The organism is Streptomyces sp. NRRL B-24085, assembly GCF_001282115.1.
In the GTDB taxonomy this organism is placed as follows: domain Bacteria; phylum Actinomycetota; class Actinomycetes; order Streptomycetales; family Streptomycetaceae; genus Streptomyces.
In genome coordinates, this window is the sequence record NZ_LJBR01000052.1 from 23,794 (window position 1) to 42,605 (window position 18,812).

Here is an 18,812-nt window from a genome sequence, read left to right on the forward strand (position 1 = left end):
TGCTGTGGCGGACCACCGCAAGGGGGGCTCATGAGACGAAGAGCGAGACCGATCCTCGCTGTTGGCGCGCTCCTGCTCGGCGGCGCGGGCATCGCACCCGTCGCCCATGCCGCGCAGAGCGCCGGTTCTCCTGATCCGAACGAAGTCAAGGTCTTCCGCGCCGAGGTCACCAGCGGGCAGGTACCCCTGCTGCTGGCGGCCGGGCAGGACGGCCACGAACTGAGCGAGCAGGTGCCCGCGAAGGGCACCGCGACCGTCGAGGTCTACCTCACCGACCAGGAAGCGGAGAAGCTCGAGGCGAAGGGCGTCGAGCTCACCGAGCACACCCTGACCGCCAAGGCCGAGGCCCGCGTGGAGAAGGCGGCCGAAGGTGTGTTCCGGCCGTACAGCGGAAGCGGCGGGCTCAGGGAGGAACTCCTCGCCACCGCCCGCGCCAACCCCGGTCTCACCAAGGTCGTCTCCATCGGCAAGACGGTCAACGGCAAGGACATCCTCGCCCTCAAGCTCACCAAGAACGCGAAGAAGTCCAAGGACGGCGCCAAACCCTCCGTCCTCTACATGTCCAACCAGCACGCGCGCGAGTGGATCACGCCGGAGATGACACGGCGGCTGCTCCACCACTACGTCGACAACTACCAGCGCGACAAGCGCATCAGGAAGATCGTCGACTCCACCGAACTGTGGTTCGTCCTGTCGGCCAACCCCGACGGCTACGACTACACCTTCCAGAGCGAAGACAACCGCCTGTGGCGCAAGAACCTGCGCGACAACAACGGCGACGGCACGATCCGCGTGGGCGACGGCGTCGACCTCAACCGCAACTTCTCCTACAAGTGGGGCTACGACAACGAGGGTTCGTCCCCCAACCCCACCAGCGAGACCTATCGCGGCCCGGCCCCGTCCTCGGAACCCGAGACCAAGGCCCTGGACGCCTTCGAGAAGCGGATCGGCTTCACCTACGGCATCAACTACCACTCCGCGGCCGAACTCCTCCTCTACGGCGTCGGCTGGCAGGTGGCCACCGACACACCCGACGACGTCCTCTACAGGGCGCTCGCCGGCACCCCGGAGAACTCCGCGATCCCCGGCTACCGCCCGCAGGTCTCCTCGGAGCTGTACACCACCAACGGCGAGGCGGACGGCCACGCGTCGAACGTCAACGGCCTGGCGATGTTCACCCCCGAGATGTCGACCTGCCAGACGGCCTCGGACCTCGACCCGAACGACCAGTGGAACGCGGCCGACTGCCAGTCGGTCTTCAACTTCCCGGACGACGAGAAGCTGATCCAGCAGGAGTTCGAGAAGAACATCCCCTTCGCGCTCTCCGTCGCCGAGTCCGCGGCCCGGCCCGACCAGCCGAAGTCCTCGCTCGGTCTGAAGGCCGCCGACTTCACCCCGAAGACGTTCACCACGTCCTACGCGCGCGGCGCCGACCAGGAGGTCTCCGTCGTCGCCCGCAGGTCGGTGCGCGACAAGGAGCTCAAGTACCGCGTCAACGGCGGCCGTACGCACGAGAGGGACCTCAGGGCCTGGAAGGGCGGCGAGACCTACGGCGGTGAGGACAACCTCTACTTCGACGAGTACCGGGCCGAGGTCGAGGACGCCGACCCGGGCGACAGGGTCGAGGTCTGGTTCACCGGCCGGGCGAAGAGCGGAAAGCCCACCGCCAGCGCGCACTTCACGTACACCGTGGCCGAACGGCCGCGCGCCGACGTGCTCGTGGTCGCCGAGGAGGGCGCGACCGCCGCACAGGCGCAGACGTACGTGGACGCGCTGAAGGCAGCCGGCCGCAAGGCGATCGTCTGGAACGTCGCCACTCAGGGCGCACCCGACGCGCTCGGGGTCCTGGACCACTTCAGGTCGGTCGTCCACTACACGGGCGCGACCGTCCCGGGCAATCCCACCCAGCTCCAGCTGCGCGCCTTCCTCAACGAGGGCGGCAAGCTGATCGAGGCGGGCGAGCGGGCCGGCGGCAGCGTCGACCTGGGCGGCGGCACGCTGTCCAACGACTTCAGCCAGTACTACCTGGGCGCCTACACCCGCACGACCCTGCCGGGCGCCACCGCCTTCCAGGGCACCGGCAAGCTCACCGGGACCGCCGGCACCCTCGGTGCCGCCCCCGGCAACCCGCTGGACGCGGCAGGCTCCTTCAGCGTCACCTCGGACAACCTGCCCGTGGCGACCTTCCCGCAGTTCGCGAGCGCGGGAGCGGGGACGTACCCGGGCACGCCCAACCCGTACGGGCCGTACGAGGGCACCTCCATGGCCGCCGTCACGCACAGCGACTACGCCTGGAACCGCCTCACCCGCACCATCGACCTCACCCAGGTGACCGCCGCGCAGGCGCCCACGCTGCGCACCCGGCTGCTGTGGGACACCGAGGAGGGCTACGACCACGCTGTCCTGGAGGCGCACACCGCCGGGGCCGACGACTGGACCACGCTCCCCGAGAAGAACGGCGCCACCAGCACCGCGGTGCCCGCCGAGTGCGGGGCCGGGTTCTTCATCGCGGCCCACCCCGCGCTCAAGCGGTATCTGACGCAGGGGACCGACGGCTGCACGGCCACCGGCACCAGCGGCCAGTGGAACAGCCTCACCGGGGCGTCGGCCGGCTGGCAGGACGTCTCCTTCGACCTGTCCGCGTACGCCGGCAAGAAGGTCGAGGTCTCGCTCAGCTACATCACCGACCCGGGTTCCGGCGGGCGCGGTGTCCTCGCGGACAACGCCTCCGTGGTCGTCGGCGGCCAGGCCACCGAGACCGAGGGCTTCGAGACCTCGCTCGGCGCGTGGAGCGTGCCCGGGCCGCCCGCGGGCAGCCCCGCGGTCGTGAAGGACTGGGGGCGCGCCGGAGAGCTGTTCAAGACGTACGGCGCGGTCACCACGGACGACACCGTGCTGCTGGGCTTCGGCCTGGAGCACGTCACCGCGGCGGCCGACCGCACGGCCCTGATCCGCAAGGCACTGGCGGCCGTCGGCGGGTGAACCCATGGTGACCCGGAGTAGTGATCCCGGGTGACCGGAGCTTTCGGTCCGGGGCGGTCCGTACCCCTACTGGCGGGTACGGACCGCCTGCCCGTGTATGCGGCATCTCGATGTCACTCCGAAAGCCTCAGGGAGGTAGGGTCGGGGGTGGTCGGGGACATCCCATACAGCTCGCCGGTCTCACAACCGGCGTACCAACGAGGAGATCGGTTCGTGACGATCCGCGTAGGCATCAACGGCTTTGGCCGCATCGGTCGTAACTACTTCCGCGCGCTGCTGGAGCAGGGTGCTGACATCGAGATCGTGGCTGTCAACGACCTGGGTGACACCGCGACCACCGCGCACCTGCTGAAGTACGACACCATCCTGGGCCGCCTCAAGGCCGAGGTGTCGCACACCGCCGACACGATCACCGTCGACGGTCACACCATCAAGGTGCTGTCCGAGCGCAACCCCGCCGACATCCCGTGGGGCGAGCTGGGCGTCGACATCGTCGTCGAGTCGACCGGCATCTTCACGAAGAAGGCCGACGCCGAGAAGCACATCGCCGGCGGCGCCAAGAAGGTCCTCATCTCGGCTCCGGCCAAGGACGAGGACATCACCATCGTGATGGGCGTCAACGAGAACAAGTACGACGCGGCCAACCACCACGTCATCTCCAACGCCTCCTGCACCACCAACTGCGTGGCGCCGATGGCCAAGGTCCTCGACGAGAACTTCGGCATCGTCAAGGGCCTGATGACCACGGTCCACGCGTACACGAACGACCAGCGCATCCTGGACTTCCCGCACAAGGACCTGCGCCGCGCCCGTGCCGCCGCCGAGAACATCATCCCGACCACCACGGGTGCCGCCAAGGCCACCGCGCTGGTCCTGCCGCAGCTCAAGGGCAAGCTGGACGGCATCGCGATGCGCGTCCCGGTCCCGACCGGTTCGGCCACCGACCTGGTCGTGGAGCTGTCCCGCGAGGTCACCAAGGACGAGGTCAACGCCGCGTTCAAGAAGGCCTCCGAGGGTGAGCTCCAGGGCTACCTGACCTACACCGAGGACGAGATCGTCTCCTCGGACATCGTCAGCGACCCGTCGTCCTGCACCTTCGACTCCTCCCTGACCATGGTCCAGGAGGGCACGACGGTGAAGATCCTCGGCTGGTACGACAACGAGTGGGGCTACTCCAACCGCCTCGTCGACCTCACGGTCTTCGTCGGCAACCAGCTCTGATCCCAGAGCAGGCACCTTGACATGAGAGCAGGGCCCGGGCGGCGCAGGGACGCGCCGCCCGGGCCCTGACTCACGTGCTGAACAGCCCTCGTACGATCAGAGCACCCTCACCAGGAGTTCCCTCATGAAGACGATCGACGAACTTCTCGCCGAAGGCGTGGACGGCAAGCGGGTCTTCGTCCGCGCCGACCTCAACGTGCCGCTCGCCGACGGCCGCATCACCGACGACGGCCGCATCCGCGCCGTCCTGCCCACCGTCAAGGCCCTCGCGGACGCGGGCGCCAAGGTGGTCGTGGCCTCGCACCTGGGCCGCCCCAAGGGCGCCCCGGACCCGGCCTTCTCCCTGCTCCCGGCCGCCGAGCGGCTCGGCGAACTCCTGGACGCCCCCGTGGCCTTCGCCCAGGACACCGTCGGCCCCGCCGCGCACGACGCCGTGAACGGCCTCCAGCCCGGCCAGGTCGCCGTGATCGAGAACCTGCGCTTCAACGCCGGCGAGACCTCCAAGGACGACACCGAGCGCGGCGAGTTCGCGGACCGGCTGGCAGCCCTCGCGGACGTCTACGTCGGCGACGGCTTCGGCGCGGTGCACCGCAAGCACGCCTCGGTCTTCGACCTCCCGGCCCGGCTGCCGCACTACGCCGGCTACCTCATCGCCACCGAGGTCGGCGTCCTGAAGAAGCTCACCGACGACGTCCAGCGGCCCTACGTGGTCGTGCTCGGCGGCGCCAAGGTCTCCGACAAGCTCGCCGTCATCGACGAGCTGCTCGGCAAGGCCGACCGCATCCTCATCGGCGGCGGCATGGCCTTCACCTTCCTCAAGGCCAAGGGCCACGAGGTCGGCGCCTCCCTGCTCCAGGAGGACCAGATCCCGGCGGTCCTGGAGTACATCGCGCGCGCCGAGAAGACCGGTGTCGAGCTGGTCCTGCCGGTCGACGCCGTGGTCGCCCCGGAGTTCCCGGACCTGAAGACCAAGGCCCCGGCCGACGCCACCACCGTCGCCGCCGACGCCATCCCGTCCGACCGGATGGGCCTGGACATCGGCCCGGCGTCCGGCAAGCTGTACGCCTCGAAGATCACCGACGCCGCCACCGTCTTCTGGAACGGCCCGATGGGCGTCTTCGAGCACCCCGAGTTCGCCGAGGGCACCAAGGCGGTCGCCCAGGCCCTCCTCGACTCCTCGGCCTTCACGGTCGTCGGCGGCGGCGACTCCGCCGCGGCCGTCCGCATCCTGGGCTTCGACGAGAACGCGTTCGGACACATCTCGACCGGTGGCGGCGCCTCCCTCGAATACCTCGAGGGCAAGACGCTCCCCGGCCTCGCCGCACTGGAGGACTGACCCCGCATGACCACTCGCACGCCGATCATGGCGGGTAACTGGAAGATGAACCTCAACCACCTCGAGGCCATCGCACACGTCCAGAAGCTCGCCTTCGCCCTCGCCGACAAGGACTACGAGGCCGTCGAGGTCGCCGTCCTGCCGCCCTTCACCGACCTGCGTTCCGTGCAGACCCTGGTCGACGGAGACAAGCTCAGGATCAAGTACGGCGCCCAGGACCTCTCGGCGCACGACTCGGGCGCCTACACCGGTGAGATCTCCGGCTCGATGCTGGCCAAGCTGAAGTGCACGTACGTGGCCATCGGCCACTCCGAGCGCCGCCAGTACCACGCCGAGACCGACGAGATCGTCAACGCCAAGGTGAAGGCCGCCTACAAGCACGGTCTGACCCCGATCCTGTGCGTCGGCGAGGAGCTGGAGGTCCGCGACGCGGGCAACCACGTCTCCCACACCCTCGCCCAGGTCGAGGGCGGCCTCAAGGACGTCCCCGCCGAGCAGGCCGAGTCCGTCGTCATCGCCTACGAGCCCGTCTGGGCCATCGGCACCGGCAAGGTCTGCGGCGCCGAGGACGCCCAGGAGGTCTGCGCCGCCATCCGCGCCAAGGTCGCCGAGCTGTACACCCAGGAGCTGGCCGACAAGGTCCGCATCCAGTACGGCGGCTCCGTCAAGGCCGGCAACGTGGCCGAGATCATGGCGCAGGCCGACATCGACGGCGCCCTGGTCGGCGGTGCCTCGCTGGACGCCGACGAGTTCGTCAAGATCGTGCGCTTCCGGGACCAGTAAGTAGGCCCTGGCGGCGATCCGTCGTACCCTTGCGGGGGCATGGCCCTGAAGGCCGTGCCCCCGTCGTTCATCCGAATCCGAGAGAGTTGGTCCAGCCGTGGTTTTGGGGTTCTCGATCGCCCTGATCGTCTTCAGCGGGCTGCTGATGCTGCTGGTGCTGATGCACAAGGGGAAGGGCGGCGGCCTCTCCGACATGTTCGGTGGCGGCATGCAGTCGTCCGTCGGTGGTTCCTCGGTCGCCGAGCGCAACCTCGACCGCATCACCGTGGTGATCGGTCTGCTGTGGTTCGCGTGCATTGTCGTACTCGGTCTTCTCATGAAGACGAACAACTGAGCGGCGACGCCCCACACAGCACGTCCATTCCGCACGTAAGGCCCCATGTTCGGTACGCGCACCTGAGCGCGGCCTATCATGGGGCTTGCGTCTAGGTGTGGGGGCTGTAACTCCAACCACTGGACGCGCGTTGGGCCTTACGTAGACTGAGGCGCTCGCAACGAAGCGACACGTCGACTCGCTTCGCGGCACCATCACGCAGGGAGTTACGACCGTGGCAAGTGGCAACGCGATCCGAGGTAGCCGGGTCGGGGCGGGGCCGATGGGCGAGGCCGAGCGGGGCGAGTCCGCGCCCCGTCTGCGCATCTCCTTCTGGTGCTCCAACGGGCACGAGACGCAGCCCAGCTTCGCCAGCGACGCGCAGGTCCCCGAAACCTGGGACTGCCCGCGCTGCGGCTTCCCCGCCGGACAGGACCGGGACAACCCGCCGGACCCGCCGCGCACCGAGCCGTACAAGACGCACCTCGCGTACGTACGGGAGCGGCGCAGCGACGCGGACGGCGAGGCGATCCTCGCCGAGGCGCTCGCCAAGCTGCGGGGCGAGATCTAGAAGTCGAGAACCGGCCGGGTACCGAGGGGTGCCTGGCCGGAGCCGTTCCACGGCCGTACAGGGCCTGCGTGCCCTCCACGGCCCGTGCCGGGCTGCCCTGTTCGCAGCCGCCTTCTCCGTGCTGTCCCCCGTGCCACTGACACCCGTGCCCCGTGCGCACGTACCTGTGGGTGGGCGGGGCGCCGAGGCCCGCACGGCTCGCGTCCCGCGTTGATCAACTACGTTGGAACCGCTGGGACAGGCACGAAAGAAGGCTGAAGTCGGACATGAACGCAGACGGCCGTACCAGGCTCAACCGGACGCCCGAGTGGACCGCGCTGGCCGAGCACCGCGAGGAGCTCGGCGAGGTGCGGCTCAGGGAGCTGTTCGCCGCCGACCCCGGGCGCGGCACCGGGTACTCACTGCGGGTCGGTGACCTGTACGTCGACTACTCCAAGCACCTGGTCACCGACGAGACGCTGCGGCTGCTGCGTGAACTCGCCGTCGCGACCGACGTCTTCGGCCTGCGGGACGCCATGTTCCGCGGGGAGCGGATCAACCTCACCGAGGACCGGGCCGTGCTGCACACCGCCCTGCGCGCCCCGCGCGACGCGGTGATCGAGGTCGACGGGGAGAACGTCGTCCCGCGGGTGCACGCCGTCCTCGACAGGATGAGCGACTTCGCGAACCGGGTCCGCTCCGGAGAGTGGACCGGCCACACCGGCAAGCGGATCAAGAACGTCGTCAACATCGGCATCGGCGGCTCCGACCTCGGACCCGCGATGGCGTACGAGGTGCTGCGCGGCTTCACCGACCGCGACCTCACCGTCCGTTTCGTGTCGAACGTCGACGGCGCCGACCTGCACGAGGCCACCCGCGACCTGGACGCCGCCGAGACGCTGTTCGTCATCGCCTCCAAGACGTTTACCACGATCGAGACGATCACCAACGCCACCTCGGCCCGCGCGTGGCTGCTCGGCGAGCTGAAGGCCGGCCAGGAAGCCGTCGCCCGGCACTTCGTGGCTTTGTCGACCAACGCCGGGAAGGTCTCGGACTTCGGCATCGACACGGCCAACATGTTCGGGTTCTGGGACTGGGTCGGCGGCCGCTACTCCTACGACTCCGCGATCGGCCTCTCCCTGATGATCGCCATCGGGCCCGACCGCTTCCGCGAGATGCTCGACGGCTTCCACCTCGTCGACGAGCACTTCCGCACCGCCCCGGCCGAGTCCAACGTGCCTTTGCTGCTGGGCCTGTTGGGCATCTGGTACGGCAACTTCCACGGCGCCCAGTCGCATGCCGTGCTGCCGTACAGCCACTACCTGTCCCGGTTCACCGCCTACCTCCAGCAGCTCGACATGGAGTCCAACGGCAAGTCCGTGGACCGTGCCGGACGGCCCGTGGAGTGGCAGACCGGGCCGGTGGTGTGGGGCACGCCCGGCACCAACGGGCAGCACGCCTACTACCAGTTGATCCACCAGGGCACCAAGCTCATCCCGGCGGACTTCATCGGCTTCGCCCGTCCGGTCGGCGAACTGAGCGACGAACTCAAGGCCCAGCACGACCTGCTCATGGCGAACTTCTTCGCCCAGACCCAGGCGCTGGCCTTCGGCAAGACCCCGGACGAGGTGCGCGCGGAGGGGGTGGCCGAGGAACTCGTCCCGCACAAGACGTTCCGCGGCAACCACCCGACGACCACGATCCTCGCGAAGGAGCTCACGCCGTCCGTCCTCGGGCAGCTCATCGCGCTCTACGAGCACAAGGTGTTCGTCCAGGGCGCGGTCTGGAACATCGACTCCTTCGACCAGTGGGGCGTCGAGCTCGGCAAGGTCCTCGCCAAGCGCGTCGAGCCCGCCCTCACGGAGGGCGCCGACGTACCGGGTCTGGACGCGTCCACCAAGGCCCTGGTGTCGACGTACCGGGAGCTGCGCGGCCGGGCGTGACGCACCCGCCGACAACACCGACGCCGGGCCCCTCCTCGGAGGGACCCGGCGTCGACTGCCGTGTGCGATGCCGCCGTTACGGAGAAGCCGGCGGATACAGCGACCTGGGGAGCTGGGAGGCCGCCGCCGAGTCCAGGAGCCACAGGGTGCGGGCCCGGCCTCGGGCTCCCGCCGCCGGGGCCTGGATCTCGCCCGCGCCGGACAGGGCGATCGCCGCGGCCTGTGCCTTGTCCTCGCCGGCCGCCAGGAGCCAGACCTCGCGGGCCGCGCGGATCGCGGGCAGCGTCAACGACACCCGGGTCGGCGGCGGCTTCGGCGCGCCGTGCACGCCGACCACCGTGCGCTCCGTCTCCCGTACCGCGGGGAGTTCCGGGAACAGGGAGGCCACGTGGGTGTCCGGGCCGACGCCCAGCATCAGGACGTCGAAGGTCGGGACGGCGCCGTGGTTCTCGGGGCCGGCCGCGCGGGCCAGTTCCTCGGCGTAGGCCGCCGCCGCGGCCTCCACGTCGTCGCCGTGCGGGCCGTCCGACGCGGGCATGGCGTGCACGCGCTTCGGGTCCAGCGGAACGGAGTCGAGCAGGGCCTCGCGGGCCTGGGTGACATTGCGCTCCGGGTCGCCCTCGGGCAGGAAGCGTTCGTCACCCCACCACAGGTCCAGGCGGCCCCAGTCGATCGCGTCCCGGGCGGGCGCCGCGGCCAGGGCGGCGAGCAGGCCGTTGCCGTTGCGGCCGCCGGTGAGGACCACCGACGCCGAGCCGCGGGAGGCCTGCGCGTCCACGATCTTGGTGATCAGCCGGGCCGCGGCGGCCTGCGCCATCAGTTCCTTGTCGTGGTGCACGACGAGCTGCGGAGTGCTCACTTCGCCGCCTTCCCGCCGCCGGACAGACCGGAGGGGACCGGCTTCAGCGATTCCGGTGCCGACTCTTGCGGCCCTTGCGCCCCGGGAGCTTCCGCAGCGCCCTCGACAGGGGCTTCGGAGACGGGTTCTCCTTTGGCGTCGGAGCCTTCGGTGTCCGAACCCTCGCCCCCTTTGGCGTCCGGACCGTCGTCACCCGCTTCCGGGAAGGGCGCCGACGGGTTCAGCCGGTCCACGCCGAAGCGCAGCGCGGAGGCGTACGTGTCGTCCGGGTCCAGCCTGCGCAGCTCCTCCGCGATCAGCTCGGCCGTGTCCCGGCGCTTGAGCGCCACCGCACGGTCGGGCTGCCCCTGGATGGAGAGCGTGGCGAGCGAGCCGTCCGCGCGGTCCAGGACGATCGGACCGCTGTCCGTGTGCATGCGGACCGCCGTCAGGCCGGGGCCGTTCGACAGGGACCGCTTCACCGGCACGTCCAGCCGGTCCGCCAGCCACATCGCCAACAGCTCGCAGCTCGGGTTGAACTCCTCGCCCTCCACCTCGACGGCCTCGACCTTGCAGGTGACCTGGTCGAGCGCGGCGGCCAGCATCGAGCGCCACGGGGTGATCCGGGTCCAGGACAGGTCGGTGTCGCCCGGCGTGTAGGTGTCGGCGCGCGCGGTCAGCTCGCGCACCGGCTGCTCGGAGGAGTAGGTGTCGGTGACCCTCCGCTGGCCGAGCGCCCCGAGCGGGTCCCCGGCCGGGTCGAGCGGCGCGTCCACCGGCCACCAGACGACGACCGGCGCGTCCGGCAGCAGCAGCGGGAGGACCACCGACTGGGCGTGGTCGACGACCTCGCCGTACAGCCGCAGCACGACCGTCTCGCCGGTGCCCGCGTCCGCGCCCACCCGCACCTCGGCGTCGAGACGGGACTGGGTGCGGTCACGGGGACTGCGCGACACCCGCTTGATGACCACCAGCGTGCGCGAGGGGTGCTCGCGGGACGCGTCGTTGGCGGCCTTGAGGGCGTCGTAGGCGTTCTCCTCGTCCGTGACGATGACCAGCGTGAGCACCATGCCGACGGCCGGTGTGCCGATGGCGCGGCGCCCCTTGACCAGGGCCTTGTTGATCTTGCTGGCCGTGGTGTCCGTGAGGTCTATCTTCATGGCCGGCGCCAGCTCCGTCCCTCTCGTGCGAGCATTTCGTCCGCCTCGACCGGGCCCCACGTACCGGAGGGGTACTGGGCGGGCCTGCCGTGCGTGTCCCAGTACTCCTCGATCGGGTCGAGGATCTTCCAGGACAGCTCGACCTCCTCCGTGCGGGGGAAGAGGTTGGAGTCGCCGAGCAGGACGTCGAGGATCAGGCGCTCGTACGCCTCGGGGGAGGACTCCGTGAACGACTCGCCGTAGGCGAAGTCCATGGACACGTCCCGGATCTCCATCGAGGTGCCCGGCACCTTGGAGCCGAAGCGGACGGTGACGCCCTCGTCCGGCTGGACCCGGATGACGATCGCGTTGGAGCCCAGCTCCTCGGTGGCCGTCGTGTCGAAGGGGGAGTGCGGGGCCCGCTGGAAGACCACCGCGATCTCGGTGACCCGGCGGCCCAGCCGCTTGCCGGTGCGCAGGTAGAACGGCACGCCGGCCCAGCGGCGGTTGTCGATCTCCACCTTGATGGCCGCGTACGTGTCGGTCTTGGACTGGGGGTCGATGCCGTCCTCTTCGAGGTAGCCGACCGCCTTCGCGCCGCCCTGCCAGCCCGCCGCGTACTGGCCGCGCACGGTGTCCCGGCCCAGGTCCTTCGGCAGCTTCACCGCGCCGAGCACCTTGGTCTTCTCCGCGGCCAGCGCGTCCGCGTCGAAGGAGGCCGGCTCCTCCATGGCGGTGAGGGCCATGAGCTGGAGCAGGTGGTTCTGGATGACGTCACGGGCGGCGCCGATGCCGTCGTAGTAGCCGGCCCGGCCGCCGATGCCGATGTCCTCGGCCATGGTGATCTGCACGTGGTCCACGAAGGACCGGTTCCAGATCGGCTCGAACATCGTGTTGGCGAAGCGCAGCGCCAGGATGTTCTGGACGGTCTCCTTGCCCAGGTAGTGGTCGATGCGGAAGACCTGGTCCGGGGCGAAGACCTCCTCGACGGTCGCGTTGAGCTCCTCGGCCGACTTGAGGTCGTGGCCGAAGGGCTTCTCGATGACCGCACGCCGCCAGGAGCCGCCCGACTGGTCGGCCAGCCGGTGCTTCTTCAGCTGCTGGATGACCACGGGGAAGGCGGACGGCGGCACGGACAGGTAGAAGGCGAAGTTGCCGCCGGTGCCCTGTGCCTTGTCGAGTTCGTCGATGGTGTCGCGCAGCCGCTCGAACGAGTCGTCGTCGTCGAAGGTGCCCTGGACGAAGCGCATCCCCTGGATGAGCTGCTGCCAGACCTCCTCGCGGAACGGCGTCCGGGCGTGTTCCTTGACGGCGTCGTGGACGACCTCGGCGAAGTCCTCGTTCTCCCAGTCGCGCCGGGCGAAGCCGACCAGCGAGAAGCCCGGCGGCAGCAGACCCCGGTTCGCGAGGTCGTACACGGCGGGCATGAGCTTCTTTCGTGACAAATCGCCCGTGACGCCGAAGATGACCAGGCCCGACGGCCCCGCGATACGCGGGAGCCGTCGGTCGGCAGGGTCACGCAGCGGATTGCTGCTCGACAAGGTTTCAGCCCTCCGAGGGGGCGAGGCGCTGAAGCTCCGCCTCGGTCGACTTGAGCAGGTCGTTCCAGGACGCCTCGAACTTCTCGACGCCCTCTTCCTCCAGGAGCTGGACCACCTCGTCGTACGAGATCCCGAGCTTCTCGACGGCGTCGAGATCGGCACGGGCCTGCTCGTACGTGCCGGCGATCGCGTTGCCGCGGATCTCGCCGCTCTCCTCGGTCGCCTGGAGCGTGGCCTCCGGCATGGTGTTCACCGTGTTGGGCGCCACCAGCTCGTCGACGTACAGGGTGGCCTTGTAGGCCTTGTCCTTGACGCCGGTCGAGGCCCACAGCGGACGCTGCTTGTTCGCGCCGGCCTTCTCCAGCTTCGCCCAGCGCTCGCCGGAGAAGATCTCCTCGTACGCCTGGTAGGCGAGGCGCGCGTTGGCCACGCCGGCCTTGCCGCGGGCGGCCTTGGCCTCGTCGGTGCCCAGCGCGTCGAGGCGCTTGTCGATCTCGGTGTCCACGCGGGACACGAAGAAGGACGCCACGGAGTGGATCTGCGACAGGTCCAGGCCCCGCTCCTTGGCCTTCTCCAGGCCGGCCAGGTAGGCGTCCATGACCTCGCGGTAGCGCTCCAGCGAGAAGATCAGCGTGACGTTGACGCTGATCCCGAGACCGATGACGTCGGTGATCGCCGGGATGCCCGCGCGGGTGGCCGGGATCTTGATGAGGGTGTTGGGGCGGTCGACGAGCCAGGCGAGCTGCTTGGCCTCGGCGACGGTCGCCTTCTCGTTGTGCGCCAGGCGCGGGTCGACCTCGATCGACACCCGGCCGTCCTGGCCGCCGGTGGCGTCGAAGACCGGCCGCAGGATGTCGGCGGCGTCCCGGACGTCCGCCGTGGTGATCATGCGGATGGCCTCTTCGACCGTGACCTTGCGGAAGGCGAGGTCGGAGAGCTGCTGGTCGTAGCCGTCGCCCTCGGAGATCGCCTTCTGGAAGATCGAGGGGTTGGTGGTGACGCCCACGACGTGCTGCTGGTCGATCAGCTCGGCGAGGTTGCCGGACGTGATCCGCTTGCGCGACAGGTCGTCCAGCCAGATCGCGACGCCTTCCTCGGAGAGGCGCTTGAGTGCGTCTGTCATGGAATTACATCTCCTACGTGTCGTATATGAGCGTCAGCGCTGGGCGGCGGCGAGAGATTCCCGCGCCTTGGCGGCCACGTTCTCGCCGGTGAAGCCGAACTCCTGGAAGAGGACCTTGCCGTCCGCGGAAGCACCGAAGTGCTCCAGGGAAACGATGCGACCGGCGTCCCCGACGTACTTGTGCCAGGTCAGACCGATACCCGCCTCGACCGCGACACGGGCCCTCACGGACGGGGGCAGGACGCTGTCCCGGTACCCCTGGTCCTGCTCCTCGAACCACTCCACGCACGGCATGGAGACGACACGCGTCGGCACGCCGTCGGCCTGGAGCTGCTCACGTGCCTCGACAGCCACATGCACCTCGGAGCCGGTGGCGATCAGGATGACCTCCGGCTCTGTGTTCTGCCCGTCGGGCCCCTCGGCCTCGAACAGCACGTAACCGCCCTTGACCGCGTCCTCGTTGGGCTCGTACGTCGGCACGCCCTGACGGGTCAGCGCCAGTCCGTGCGGGGCGCCCTTGCCGAACTCCTTGGTCCAGCGGCCGAGGATCTCGCGCCAGGCGGTCGCGGTCTCGTTGGCGTCGGCCGGGCGGACCACGTTCAGGCCGGGGATCGCGCGCAGCGAGGCCAGGTGCTCGACCGGCTGGTGGGTCGGGCCGTCCTCGCCCAGACCGATGGAGTCGTGCGTCCACACGTACGTCACCGGCAGGTGCATCAGGGCCGAGAGCCGCACGGCGTTGCGCATGTAGTCGGAGAACACCAGGAAGGTGCCGCCGTAGATCCGCGTGTTGCCGTGCAGGGCGATGCCGTTCATCTCCGCTGCCATGGAGTGCTCGCGGATGCCGAAGTGGATCGTGCGGCCGTACGGGTCCGCCTCCGGCAGCGGGTTGTCCGCCGGGAGGAAGGAGCTGTTCTTGTCGATCGTGGTGTTGTTCGAACCGGCGAGGTCGGCGGAGCCGCCCCACAGCTCGGGGATCACCGCGCCGAGCGCCTGGAGGACCTTGCCGGACGCGGCACGCGTGGCGACGCCCTTGCCGGGCTCGAAGACGGGGATCGCCGACTCCCAGTCCTTGGGCAGCTCACCCGCGGCGACGCGCTCGTACTCGGCCGCGCGCTCCGGGTTGTTGCTGCGCCACTCCTGGAAGGACTTCTCCCACTCGGCGCGGGCCTGCCGGCCGCGCTCCAGCGCCTGGCGGGTGTGGCCGATGACCTCCTCGGAGACCTCGAAGGACTGCTCCGGGTCGAAGCCGAGGACCCGCTTGGTGGCCGCGACCTCGTCGTCGCCGAGCGCCGAGCCGTGCGCGGCCTCGGTGTTCTGCGCGTTGGGGGCGGGCCAGGCGATGATCGAGCGCATCGCGATGAAGGACGGCTTGTCGGTGACCGCCTTGGCCTTCTGGATCGCCTCGAAGATCGCGACCGGGTCGAGGTCGCCGTTGGCCTGCGGCTCGACACGCTGGACGTGCCAGCCGTACGCCTCGTAGCGCTTGACGGTGTCCTCGGAGACGGCCGTCTCGGTGTCGCCCTCGATCGAGATGTGGTTGTCGTCCCACAGCAGGATCAGGTTGCCGAGCTTCTGGTGGCCGGCCATCGAGGACGCCTCGGCGGAGATGCCCTCCTGGAGGCAGCCGTCACCGGCGATGGCGAAGACGAAGTGGTCGAAGGGGGAGGTGCCCTCGGGGGCCTCGGGGTCGAACAGACCGCGCTCGTAGCGGGCGGCCATCGCCATGCCCACCGCGTTGGCGACACCCTGGCCGAGCGGACCGGTGGTGGTCTCCACGCCCTTGGTGTGGCCGTACTCCGGGTGGCCCGGGGTCTTGGAGCCCCAGGTGCGGAAGGACTTGAGGTCGTCCAGCTCCAGGCCGAAGCCGGCCAGGTAGAGCTGGGTGTAGAGGGTCAGGGACGAGTGGCCGGCGGACAGCACGAAGCGGTCGCGCCCGACCCAGTCGGGGTCGGCCGGGTCGTGCCGCATCACCTTCTGGAAGAGGGTGTAGGCGGCGGGAGCCAGGCTCATCGCCGTACCCGGATGGCCGTTTCCGACCTTCTGTACGGCGTCGGCGGCCAGGACGCGGGCGGTGTCGACGGCCCGCTGGTCCAACTCGGTCCACTCGAGGTCTGTGGTGGTCGGCTTGGTGCTCACCCTGGGTCAGGGCTCCTCTCCACATGTCACACATGTCGAAATGCCGGTGCACGGGACGCCCGGCCGTTGTCGAGCCTACCCCCGCAAGTACGTGCGTTTTTTCGAGTCATTCCAGACTGCCGGGCCTTACCGGGATCCGCCTCCCGACCGGCTCGGAGCGCACTTGGCAACTGAATACGCAAGCGCTCGTCCGAGTGCTCAACCGAGTGGGACCGAGCTCTTCCGGGGGTGTCGGCGGACACGACCCGACCCCCGCGGATATCGGGGTATGGGCAACGTCTACAGTGGCGTGGTACGCGCGAGCCTTTACCGGGACTTCACACGGCTGAGGCTTGCTGGGATGTCTCTGTAGGGGTGTGCGTGACGGCCGTCGAATCCCGTCCAGCCGGTGTGCTGGGGGAGAGCAAGAGCTCGAGTCACCGGCCGTTCGGGGCCCGGGCCAAGGCGTTCGTGGCGCTGACCAAGCCGCGGATCATCGAGCTGCTGCTCATCACCACCGTTCCGGTGATGTTCCTGGCGCAGCAGGGTGTGCCGGACCTGAAGCTGGTCCTGCTCACCTGTGTCGGCGGCTATCTGTCCGCGGGCGGCGCCAACGCGCTCAACATGTACATCGACCGCGACATCGACGCGCTCATGGACCGCACCTCGCAGCGCCCCCTGGTGACCGGCATGGTGTCGCCGCGCGAGTGCCTCGCCTTCGGCATCACGCTGGCGGTCGTGTCGACCCTGCTGTTCGGCCTCACCGTCAACTGGCTGTCCGCCTGGCTGTCGCTCGGAGCGCTGCTCTTCTACGTCGTCGTCTACACGATGATCCTCAAGCGGCGTACCTCGCAGAACATCGTGTGGGGCGGCATCGCCGGCTGCCTGCCGGTCCTGATCGGCTGGTCGTCGGTCACGAACTCCATGTCGTGGGCCCCGGTCGTCCTCTTCCTCGTCATGTTCTTCTGGACGCCGCCGCACTACTGGCCGCTGTCCATGAAGGTCCGTGAGGACTACGCGCGCGTGGGCGTGCCGATGCTGCCGGTCGTCGCCTCCAACAAGGTCGTCGCCAAGCAGATCGTCATCTACAGCTGGGTGATGGTCGCGGTCTCGCTGCTGCTGACCCCGCTCGGCTACACCGGCTGGTTCTACACGGCGGTCGCGCTCCTCGCGGGCGGCTTCTGGCTGTGGGAGGCGCACGGCCTGCAGAACCGGGCCAAGGCCGAGGTGACGGGCGCGAAGCTCAAGGAGATGCGGCTGTTCCACTGGTCGATCACCTATGTGTCGATCCTCTTCCTCGCGGTGGCGGTCGACCCCTTCCTGAGGTAAGGGTCACGTCGCCGTCCCCTCTACTCGTCGGTAGCATCCTGGTCATGGCAGACACGCAGCAGGTTGACGCGAAGGCCGAGCGCAAGGTCGCCCGGCTCGCCAGGCGGATCAGCGCCTTCTCCAGGGAGCACGGCGGCGCCGAGGGCCAGCTCGCCAACATCGGCGAGCGCGGCACCCGGATCGTCCTCGTCGGCGCGGACGGCGGCTGGGGCGACCTGGTGGCCCCCTCGCACGACATCGCCGAGAAGGCCGTCGAGAAGTCCGGCCTCACCGTGCACGAGGAGTTCGACGGCGAGTTCGCGGCCAAGGTGAGGACCGGTCCGTACGAGTGGAGCCGCATGGCCGGCATCCAGGTCGGCGGTCCCTCGAACGGCTGAGATCCGCCGCCCTTTCACATGGGGTGTGCGTCCCCAACACCTGACACCCGGTTCACCCGTTAGGACCTGTGAGTAGCCGGCACGGTCCAGACACGGGGAGCCCGGATGATCGAAACGCCGTCCCTCGTGGACCAGTACTGCCACGGCGTACTGAGGACGGAGCTGGGCCTCGGCACCTTCGAGGCCCAGCTGGCCCGCACCGAGGGGCCGCCCGCCCCGGGGACCACGCTGTTCGACACCCAGACCGGTTTCGCCGTACGGCGCTGGTGCCCGCCCCTCCTCGGCCTCGAACCGCACTGCCCGCCCGCCCGCTATCTGGCCCGGCGCCGTGAGCTCGGGGTGCTGGAAGCGGGCCGCAGGCTGCTGCGCGGCAGCGGGATCACCACCTACCTGATCGACACCGGACTGCCCGGCGACCTCACAGGCCCCACCGAGCTGGCCTCCGCCGCGTCCGCGGAGACCCGGGAGATCGTCCGCCTGGAACTCCTCGCCGAACAGGTCGCCGACACCTCGGGCACCGTCGAGTCCTTCCTCGCCAACCTCGCCGAGTCGGTGCACGGAGCCGCCGCGAACGCGGTCGCCTTCACCTCGGTGGCGGGCGTACGGCACGGGCTCGCGCTGGCGCCCGAGCCGCCCGGGCCCGGAGAGGTGCGGGGCGCGGCAGGCCGCTGGCTGGCGGGCCGCCGGGTGGGCGGCGAGCTGTCCGACCCCGTGCTCCTGCGGCACCTGCTGTGGATCGCGGCCGCCTCCGGCCTGCCCCTCCAGCTGCACGCCGGTCTCGGCGAACCGGGACTGCGCATCGACCGCACCGACCCCGTCCTGCTCACCGACTTCGTGCGCGCCACCGCGGGTCTCGGCACCGACATCGTCCTGCTGCACAGCTACCCCTACCACCGGCACGCCGCCCATCTCGCGGGTGTCTTCCCGCACGTCTACACCGACTCGGGCGCCGCCCTCGTGCGGACCGGCGCCCGCGCGGCGACCGTCCTCGCGGAGATCCTGGAACTGGCGCCCTTCGGCAAGATCGTCTTCTCCAGCGGGGCCCACAGCCTGCCCGAACTGCATGTGGTGGGGGCCCGCCTGTTCCGTGAGGCGCTGGCCCGGGTGCTGGGCGGCTGGGTCGCCGAGGGGGCCTGGTCGCTGGCGGACGCCCAGCGGGTGGCCGGGCTGATCGCGGCGGGGAACGCGCGCAGGGTGTACGGGCTGGAGTGAGCTGTACAGG

15 protein-coding genes are annotated in these 18,812 nt (G+C 69.8%); 10 read left to right on the forward strand and 5 right to left on the reverse strand.

Annotated elements, in window-relative coordinates:
- Positions 1-30 precede the first annotated feature (30 nt).
- The 7 genes from AOJ26_RS07645 to pgi all read left to right on the forward strand — a co-directional run bounded on the left by AOJ26_RS07645 (position 31) and on the right by pgi (position 9,128).
- Positions 31-2,982 carry a M14 family metallopeptidase gene (locus AOJ26_RS07645; protein ID WP_053847425.1) on the forward strand — a complete coding sequence of 984 codons (2,952 nt, stop codon included), beginning with the start codon at positions 31-33 and terminating at the stop codon, positions 2,980-2,982.
- A 213-nt stretch (positions 2,983-3,195) separates the two neighbouring features.
- On the forward strand, positions 3,196-4,203 hold the full coding sequence (gene gap / locus AOJ26_RS07650) for a type I glyceraldehyde-3-phosphate dehydrogenase (RefSeq protein WP_053847426.1): 1,008 nt from the start codon (positions 3,196-3,198) through the stop codon (positions 4,201-4,203).
- Between the two features lie 124 nt (positions 4,204-4,327).
- On the forward strand, positions 4,328-5,539 hold the full coding sequence (locus AOJ26_RS07655) for a phosphoglycerate kinase (RefSeq protein ID WP_053847427.1): 1,212 nt from the start codon (positions 4,328-4,330) through the stop codon (positions 5,537-5,539).
- 6 nt (positions 5,540-5,545) lie between these two features.
- The gene (tpiA, locus tag AOJ26_RS07660; protein WP_053847428.1) at positions 5,546-6,322 is read left to right on the forward strand and encodes a triose-phosphate isomerase; all 777 of its coding nucleotides are present in this window, start codon (positions 5,546-5,548) and stop codon (positions 6,320-6,322) included.
- A gap of 103 nt (positions 6,323-6,425) precedes the next feature.
- Entirely contained in the window at positions 6,426-6,656 is a 231-nt protein-coding gene (gene secG, locus AOJ26_RS07665) for a preprotein translocase subunit SecG (protein WP_053847429.1), read from the forward strand.
- Positions 6,657-6,870: 214 nt separating this feature from the next.
- Complete coding sequence (locus AOJ26_RS07670; RefSeq protein WP_003976875.1) at positions 6,871-7,206, forward strand: RNA polymerase-binding protein RbpA; 336 nt, start codon at positions 6,871-6,873, stop codon at positions 7,204-7,206.
- A 266-nt stretch (positions 7,207-7,472) separates the two neighbouring features.
- Entirely contained in the window at positions 7,473-9,128 is a 1,656-nt protein-coding gene (gene pgi / locus AOJ26_RS07675; protein WP_053847430.1) for a glucose-6-phosphate isomerase, read from the forward strand.
- Positions 9,129-9,204: 76 nt separating this feature from the next.
- Here pgi and pgl read toward each other — a convergent pair whose 3' ends face one another.
- The 5 genes from pgl to tkt are packed head-to-tail and all read right to left on the reverse strand — an operon-like array spanning position 9,205 to position 15,905.
- On the reverse strand, positions 9,205-9,987 hold the full coding sequence (pgl, locus tag AOJ26_RS07680) for a 6-phosphogluconolactonase (protein ID WP_053847431.1): 783 nt from the start codon (positions 9,985-9,987) through the stop codon (positions 9,205-9,207).
- Positions 9,984-11,126: a glucose-6-phosphate dehydrogenase assembly protein OpcA gene (opcA, locus tag AOJ26_RS07685; protein WP_053847432.1), complete on the reverse strand. Its 1,143-nt coding sequence runs from the start codon at positions 11,124-11,126 to the stop codon at positions 9,984-9,986. The genes pgl and opcA overlap by 4 nt, the downstream gene beginning before the upstream one ends.
- Positions 11,123-12,646, reverse strand: coding sequence for a glucose-6-phosphate dehydrogenase (gene zwf, locus AOJ26_RS07690; RefSeq protein WP_053847433.1), 1,524 nt, complete (start codon positions 12,644-12,646; stop codon positions 11,123-11,125). Before zwf ends, opcA begins: the two co-directional genes overlap by 4 nt.
- Positions 12,647-12,650: 4 nt before the next feature.
- Positions 12,651-13,769 (reverse strand): transaldolase, encoded by a 1,119-nt coding sequence (gene tal / locus AOJ26_RS07695; RefSeq protein ID WP_053847434.1) that lies wholly within the window; start codon positions 13,767-13,769, stop codon positions 12,651-12,653.
- A gap of 33 nt (positions 13,770-13,802) precedes the next feature.
- Positions 13,803-15,905: a transketolase gene (tkt, locus tag AOJ26_RS07700; RefSeq protein ID WP_053847435.1), complete on the reverse strand. Its 2,103-nt coding sequence runs from the start codon at positions 15,903-15,905 to the stop codon at positions 13,803-13,805.
- Between the two features lie 354 nt (positions 15,906-16,259).
- Between tkt and AOJ26_RS07705 the strand changes: the two genes are divergently transcribed.
- The 3 genes from AOJ26_RS07705 to AOJ26_RS07715 all read left to right on the forward strand — a co-directional run bounded on the left by AOJ26_RS07705 (position 16,260) and on the right by AOJ26_RS07715 (position 18,802).
- Positions 16,260-17,213: a heme o synthase gene (locus AOJ26_RS07705; protein WP_053847436.1), complete on the forward strand. Its 954-nt coding sequence runs from the start codon at positions 16,260-16,262 to the stop codon at positions 17,211-17,213.
- Between the two features lie 44 nt (positions 17,214-17,257).
- Positions 17,258-17,590, forward strand: coding sequence for a hypothetical protein (locus AOJ26_RS07710; protein WP_053847437.1), 333 nt, complete (start codon positions 17,258-17,260; stop codon positions 17,588-17,590).
- Between the two features lie 105 nt (positions 17,591-17,695).
- On the forward strand, positions 17,696-18,802 hold the full coding sequence (locus AOJ26_RS07715; RefSeq protein ID WP_053847438.1) for an amidohydrolase family protein: 1,107 nt from the start codon (positions 17,696-17,698) through the stop codon (positions 18,800-18,802).
- Positions 18,803-18,812 lie beyond the last annotated feature (10 nt).